At 72.8% G+C, this 7,106-nt stretch carries 6 protein-coding genes; 4 read left to right on the forward strand and 2 right to left on the reverse strand.

Translation table 11 applies throughout. From position 1 onward, the window contains the following. The 3 genes from NBX02_RS14920 to NBX02_RS14930 form a co-directional block, all read left to right on the forward strand. Positions 1–651: SGNH hydrolase domain-containing protein (locus NBX02_RS14920; protein ID WP_250291822.1), on the forward strand; the 651-nt coding region annotated here is incomplete at its 5' end. A gap of 295 nt (positions 652–946) precedes the next feature. Next, positions 947–3,547 carry an outer membrane protein assembly factor BamB family protein gene (locus NBX02_RS14925; RefSeq protein WP_250286472.1) on the forward strand — a complete coding sequence of 867 codons (2,601 nt, stop codon included), beginning with the start codon at positions 947–949 and terminating at the stop codon, positions 3,545–3,547. Between the two features lie 228 nt (positions 3,548–3,775). Next, entirely contained in the window at positions 3,776–4,303 is a 528-nt protein-coding gene (locus tag NBX02_RS14930) for a VOC family protein (RefSeq protein ID WP_445548448.1), read from the forward strand. A 48-nt stretch (positions 4,304–4,351) separates the two neighbouring features. Here the strand turns inward: NBX02_RS14930 and NBX02_RS14935 are convergent, their stop codons facing one another. Beyond that, on the reverse strand, positions 4,352–5,617 hold the full coding sequence (locus NBX02_RS14935; RefSeq protein WP_250291827.1) for a glutamate--cysteine ligase: 1,266 nt from the start codon (positions 5,615–5,617) through the stop codon (positions 4,352–4,354). 105 nt (positions 5,618–5,722) lie between these two features. Next, positions 5,723–6,142: an organic hydroperoxide resistance protein gene (locus NBX02_RS14940; protein ID WP_250286474.1), complete on the reverse strand. Its 420-nt coding sequence runs from the start codon at positions 6,140–6,142 to the stop codon at positions 5,723–5,725. Between the two features lie 408 nt (positions 6,143–6,550). Here NBX02_RS14940 and NBX02_RS14945 point away from each other — a divergent pair. Beyond that, on the forward strand, positions 6,551–7,106 hold a 556-nt coding region (locus NBX02_RS14945; RefSeq protein WP_250291830.1), incomplete at its 3' end, for a GntR family transcriptional regulator.

Genomic DNA, 7,106 nt, shown 5'->3' on the forward strand with positions numbered 1-7,106 from the left:
GTGGTGGACGGCTCGCTGCCCGGCTGCGGGCTGTTCCCGGCACCACCGCCGGCGCCGCCGCGGGCCCACGTCAGCGCCGACGCCCAGCTGCCGGCATCGGCGCGGGCACCGGCGGTGCCGGCACGCGACTGCGCGCACTGGGACCGGTACTGGCGCTCCCAGATCGCCGCCAGCCGGCCCGGCGTCCTGCTGGTCGACCTGAGTGGGGACGCGGCGGCGCGGCTGGTGGGCAGCGCGGTCGTCTCCCCCTGCGACGTCGGCTACCGGCAGGTCTACCGGGAGCGGCTGGCCGCGGCCGCGCGCCTGTGGGAGCAGGAGGCTCCCGGCCGGCCGGTGCTGCTGGCCAACAGCCGCCGTGTCACCGGGGACACCGACCCGATGTCCAGCCGCTGCTACAACGCGCTGATCGCCGAGGCCGCCGGCCGGTACCCGCAGGTCCTGCCGCTCGACATCGACGCGGCGCTGTGCCAGGAGGACCGCTGCTGGACCCGTACCGCCTCCGGCGGCCCGTTCTACATCGACGCCGTCCACCTGAGCACCGCTGGCATGCACCAGCTCGCCCCGTGGCTGGAGACAACGATCAGCCGGGCGGCGCTGCCGGCCCCCACCAGCGTCGCCGGAGGCACGGCCCCGGTGCGCGCGGGCCGTTGACCAGGCACGACGACGACCACGCCCCCATGGACGACGACCACATCCAGGGAACGGACGGCTGCCACGCCCGGAGGAGCCATCACGGTCGGGGGCGATGTCGAGGGCGGAGGAGAAGAATCGTTCCAACGACGACCATCCGGGGAACGATCACCTGGACGACCGCCCGGGGCACGGCGTCCGGCGGCACGGTACTCAGTGGCACGCCGCCCCGCGATGCGGGGCGTAAAGGCACGCCGCCCCGCGATGCGGGGCGTAAAGGCACGTTGACGGCTGTGACGAACAGGTGGAGGCGGACGTGACGGGCACGAACAGCTCTTTCGAGAGCATGCGTGACGCCCTGACGCCGCGGGACCCGCGCACGATCGGCCCCTACCGCATCCTCGGCGTACTCGGCGGCGGCGGGATGGGCCGGGTGTACCTGGGCCAGTCACGCTCGGGGCTGCTGGTCGCGGTCAAGACGGTGCGGGCCGACATGGTGGAGGAGCCCGGCTTCCGGGAGCGTTTCGCCCGGGAGGCCGCCGCGGCCCGGCAGGTCAGCGGCGTGTACACGGCGTCACTGGTGGACGCCGACGCCGACGCCGCGATGCCGTGGCTGGCCATCGCCTACGTGCCCGCGCCGTCGCTGTCCTGGCTGGTCCGCCGGGCCGGCCCGCTGCCGGTCGACGCGGTGCTGTGGCTGGCGGCCGGGATCGCCGAGGCGCTGGAGTCCATCCACCGGGTGGGCCTGATCCACCGGGACCTCAAGCCGTCGAACGTGCTGGTGACCCGGGAGAACCCGAAGGTGATCGACTTCGGGCTGGTCCGGTCGTCGGTCGGCAGCGCGCAGCTCACCCAGGCTGTGATCGGGACGCCGCACTACATGTCCCCGGAGCAGGCCATGGACACCGCGTCGGTGACCCCGGCCACCGACGTGTACTCCCTCGGCGCCACCCTGCTGTACGCGGCGACCGGCCGCACCGCCTACCACGGCGACACACCGGTCAACGTGCTGGCCCAGCTGCTCTCCCGGCCACCGGACCTCTCCGCCCTCCCACCGGCGCTCACCGACCTGATCCGCCGCTGCATGCAGCGTGACCCGGCACGCCGGCCCACCCCGAACCGCCTGCTGGAGGAGATCGACAGACGCTGGCAGCAGGCGACCGGCTTCGGCGCGCAGCACTGGCTGCCACCCGCCGTCTACGACCTGGTGGACGCCTACGAGCGAGGGCACCGCCCGGACGCCCGGGACAGGCCCGCCGGCTCCTCCGGTCCGTCCGGCTCCTCCGGTCCGTCCGGCCCCGGCGGACAGCCAGCCGTCTCTGGCGGACAGCCATCTGCTCTCGACAGAAAGCCACCCCTTCCTGGTGGACGGTCACCCGGAGTACAAGCGGGAGCGGGACAGGCCCGGATGGGACAGGGCGAGACGGACCAGGCTCGGGACCGCCGGATACCGGCGGACGCGGCCGACCGGGACAGCGCGGCCCTGACCAGGACGCCGCCGGGGTCACCGGCGCGGCCCGGGCCGCCGCCCACCTCCCGGGAGCCGATCTCCAGCCCGCCGGGGCGGCACTCCCCCCCGCTCTCGCCGACACCGCCGTTACCGTGGGAGCCGTCCTCATCGGACGGCCGCGCCGGCCGGGCAGGTACCAGCGCCGGCCAGGAACACACAGGTCGCACCGGCTATGGATACGCGGGCCGTAGCGACTACGAACACGCGGATCGCACCGACCGTGGGTACACGGGTCGTACCGGCCACGCGGACCGGGAGCACACCGGTGACCGGCCTGCGCCCGCGCCTGTGCCTGCGCCTGTGCCTGCGCGGCCGCACCGGCGGGCCCTGCTGCGGGCGGGTGGCGCCATCGCCGTGGCCGCGGCGGCCGGGGCGGGCACGTGGGGGGCGGTGCGCCTGCTCGGTTCCGATGGCGCCGATGGCGCCGCCGGCCCACGGCCGTGGGTCTTCACCACCGGTGACGAGGTGTACTCCTCCCCCGCGGTCGAGGCGAGTGTGGTCTACATCGGCAGCAACGACCACCACCTGTACGCCATCGACGCGGTCACCGGCCGTGAACGCTGGCGGTACGCCACCGACGGGGCGGTCACGTCGTCCCCGGCGGTCGCCGGCGACACGGTCTACGTCGGCTGCAACGACGCCTACCTGCACGCGGTGGATGTCACGGACGGGCAGCCGCGTTGGCGCTTCCGCGCCGGGGCGGTGATGCACTCCTCTCCGACCGTGGTCGACGGGGTGGTCTATATCGGCTGCCGTGACCGCAACCTGTACGCGGTCCACACGGCCACGGGCCGCGAATTCTGGCGCTTCACCGGCGATGACTGGTTCAATTCGTCACCAACAGTAGTCAGCGGTGGGGTATATGTCGGCTGCCGCGACCGCAACATCTACGCGCTGGACGCGGCCACCGGCCGGAAACGCTGGCAGCGCACCACCGGCAGCAGCGTCGACTCCTCCCCCACCGTCTCCGGCGGCATGCTGTGGATCGGCGCCGACGACCACAACGTCTACGCGCTGAAGACCTCGGACGGCACCCCGACCTGGCAGTTCACCGCGGACAACGGCGTGGTCTCCACGCCCACGCTGGTGGACAAGGTGCTGTACGTGGGCAGCGACGACGGCAACCTGTACGCGCTGGACGCGGACACCGGCCGGACCCGCTGGCGGTTCCACACCGGCAACGGCATCCGTTCCTCGCCCACCGTGTCCGGCGATCTGGTCTACGTGGGCAGCCGGGACCGCTATGTGTACGCGGTGGACATCGTCACCGGCGAGCAACGATGGAAGTTCGCCACCCGGGCCCCGGTGGACGACTCCTCACCCGTGGTGGAGAACGGCCTGCTCTACGTCGGCAGCCTGGACCACAACGTCTACGCGCTGGACGCGGCCACCGGCGCCGGCCCGTGACCACGGATCCCGGTCGTGAAATTCCGGTCACGAGATCGTCCCCGACAACCCGGACACAGCGGGAACGAACGGGGTACCGTCAAGATAGTTGAACGCTCAACGGCATGCCGCCCGCACGGTGCCATCCGCACGGCGGCGTCCGGCCGAGCGCCCGACCGCAGACAGTGCCCGACCGTGCCAGGCGCTACCGGACAGCGCCCGGGCGCCGAACGGCCCGAGGAGGAGATCATGGGCATCCACCGCCTCAACCACGTCGTCCTCTATGTCCGTGACGTCGCGCGTACCACCGCCTTCTACACCGACGTCCTGGACTTCCGGGTGACGATGACGATCCCCGGCCGGGCCGCCTTCCTGCAGGCGCCGGACTCCACCAACGACCACGACATCGGCCTGTTCGAGCTCGGCGCGACCGCCGGCAGCTCGCCGGCCGGCCGGTCGGCCGTGGGCATGTACCACATCGCCTGGGAGGTCGGTACCCTCACCGACCTGGAGGATGCGGCCCGCCGGCTCGTCGCGGCGGGGGCGCTGGTCGGCTCGTCCGACCACGGCACCACCAAGAGCCTGTACGCCCACGACCCCGACGGCCTGGAGTTCGAGGTCGTCTGGGTGGTCCCCGCGCACCTGCTCGACGACGCCGCGGCCGTCGCGAACCGCGCCGGTACCCGGCCGCTGGACATCGCCAGGGAGAAGGCGCGCTACGGCGCGGGCACCCGCGGCGGCCTCGGGATCTCCGTCCCGCTCGGCGTCACGGTCTGACGCGAGGCTCGGACGCGGCGGGCCCGGGCCGGCCGGCCGGCCGGCCGTTCAGACGGTCCCGCCGCCTCGCCCCGAGACCGAGGCCGGGCCTGCGGCCGGTGGACGCGACGCACTCGCCGTGTTCACCGTGTCATCCGTAATACCCACCACATCCGCCGCATGCGCCACATCCGCCGCATGCGCCACATCCGCCGCATGCGCCACATCCGCCGCGTCCGCGGCCTGGCGGGTTTCGGTGAGGATGAGGTCGGCGACGTCGGTGAGGTGTCCGCGGCGGGTGAAGGCCCGCCGTTGCCGGGCCGCGGCGCTGCCCCGGCCGACGGCCTGGCCGGCGAGGTCGCGGACCAGCTCCCAGTCGCCGGCGTGCTCGAGCTCGGCGCGCACCTCGTCCACCAGCCGGTACAGCAGGTCCCCCGCCGGTACCGGTACCGCCGCGGCCACGTCGACGAGGTCACCCTCGATCCCGGACCGGGCCGCCCGCCAGGTGGCCGCCCGCAGCAGTTCCGTCCGCCGTGGCGGGACCGGCGCACCGGCCCCGACCGCCAGGGTGGCCCGGCGGACGAGCGCGCGGAACAGGCCGGCGACGAGGATGACGGTGTCGACGTCCGGGCACGCGTCGCAGACCCGCAGCTCAACGGTGGGCAGGTGCGCGGAGGGGCGGACGTCGAAGTAGACCATCCCCGGGTCGCTGATCACCCCGGATGTGATCAGATCCGTGACGGCCTGGTCGTATTCGGCCGCCGTGCGGAACGCCCCGGTGACGCCGGCGGTCGGCCACCGCTGCCAGACCAGGGTGCGCACGCTCGCGTAGCCGCTGTCCGTGCCCTGCCAGTACGGGGAGCTCGCCGACACCGCCAGCAGCACCGGCAGCCACGGCGCGACCCACGCGGCCACCGCGATCGCGAGATCGCGGTCGGCGACCTCGACGTGCACCTGCGCGCCGCAGATCGACTGCTCCCGGGCGAGGAGCTGGTAGTCGGCGAGCATCCGCTGGTAGCGCGGGTACCGGCTGATGCTGGGCGTGTCCCGGCCGGCCAGCGGGACGGTCCCCGCGGACGCGGGGCCGAGCCCGAGCGGTTCGCCGGCCGCCACCAGCTCGCGCCGCAGCTGGAGCAGGCTGCTGCGCAGGTCGGCCAGGTCGGTGCACGGGCGGCTGTTGGACTCCACCACCGACGCCAGCAGCTCGGCGGTGAAACACTCCTTCGCGAGGCGCTCGAGGATCGCCGGAGCCCGCGGCACAGGCCGCCGGGAGGCGAGGTCCAGGAGGTGGAACTCCTCCTCGACACCGACGGTGGCAATGTGCGCGTCGCCCATGGATGAAGACGCTACGACCATACGGTGTCCCGGGCAGCCCACGACCGGCTGGCCAGCACCCGCTGGCCGGTCAGCCAGCGGCCAGCCGGCCAGCCGGCCACCCGGTCAGCTGTCCACGAGGGTGGCGGTGGAGACGATGTTGCCCCGGGTCGCCCTGGAGTACGGGCACAGGGCGTGAGCCTGCTCGACGAGCGTGGCGGCCACGTCCCGGTCGACCTGCTCGATCTCGGCCTCGATCGCGACGGCGAGGGCGAACCCGTCGTCGTCCGGGCCGATCTCGACCCGGACGGTGACCGCCGACGCGGAGACATCGACCTTCGCCCGCCGGGCGACCGCCTTGAGCGCGCTGTGGAAACATGCGGCGTAACCGGTGGCGAACAACTGCTCCGGGTTGGTGCCGGGGCCGTCGTCGCCGCCGAGCCCCTTGGGCAGGGACAGGTTCAGGTCCACCCGCCCGTCGCTGGACGCCACCCGTCCCGCACGCCCGCCCCACGCGGTGGCCTCAGCCGTGTACAGAGCCGTCATCACGATCTCCTCAGGTGTGGATCCGATGGCCCGCGCGCGACGCGCACGATCTGGATCATCCGGGTGGAACACCGGCCGGCACCTTTTTCGTCCGGGTGACTCACGCAGCGCACCGATCCGCTCGGATCGCCACATGGTGTTCAGCGCCGCCAAACGATGACAAAAAGACTCTGAACGATTACTTTTAGTAAAGATTCGATGAACATCGATTACAAATAGTCATTACTTGTAGCCATGACAGCACCCCTTGCAGGTGACTGTGACCAGTAGTGTCACAATGCAACCTCGCCAGTACTTCTGGTGACATCGCCGGCGACAACAATGTGATCTTCTGGGCGAAGGAGCCGAACCACCGCCAGCGGGCCACGCGCTGCCCGCCGCAGCCGGATCTCTCCGAGGGGGACCATCATGGTGTTACTGAACGCAACCAATATCGCAACGGACGGCCCGGGGGGCATCGGGGGGCCCGGCGGTCTCAGAACGTCTGATCCGTCGGCCGGCCCGCCCCCCGGCGGGCGTGGCGACGACCCCGGCAGGTCGCCGGCCGGCGAGGGCCACGTCGGCCGGCGGGTGCGCGTCCCCAAGACCGCCGAGCTGGTCGCCGCCCGCCTGCGGCGCCAGATCGTGCGGGGCGAACTGGTCGAGGGGGACGCCCTGCCCCCGGAAGCCGTGCTGATGGAGCAGTTCGGGGTCTCCCGCCCGACCCTGCGGGAGGCCTTCCGCGTCCTGGAGTCCGAAGCGTTGATCAGCGTCCGGCGCGGGGCACACGGCGGCGCCCGGGTCCACACACCCAACGGTGACGTCGCCGCCCGCTACGCCGCGCTCGTCCTGGAATACCGCGGCACCACCATCGCCGACGTCCACCAGGCCAGGGCGCTGCTCGAGCCGCCCTGCGTCCGCCGGCTCGCGCAGCGGCACACCGAGGAGGACCTGGCCAGGCTGCGGGCGGCGCTCGCCGCCGTCG

This window comes from Protofrankia sp. CiP1_Cm_nod1 (genome assembly GCF_920888515.1).
In the GTDB taxonomy this organism is placed as follows: Bacteria; Actinomycetota; Actinomycetes; order Frankiales; family Frankiaceae; genus Protofrankia.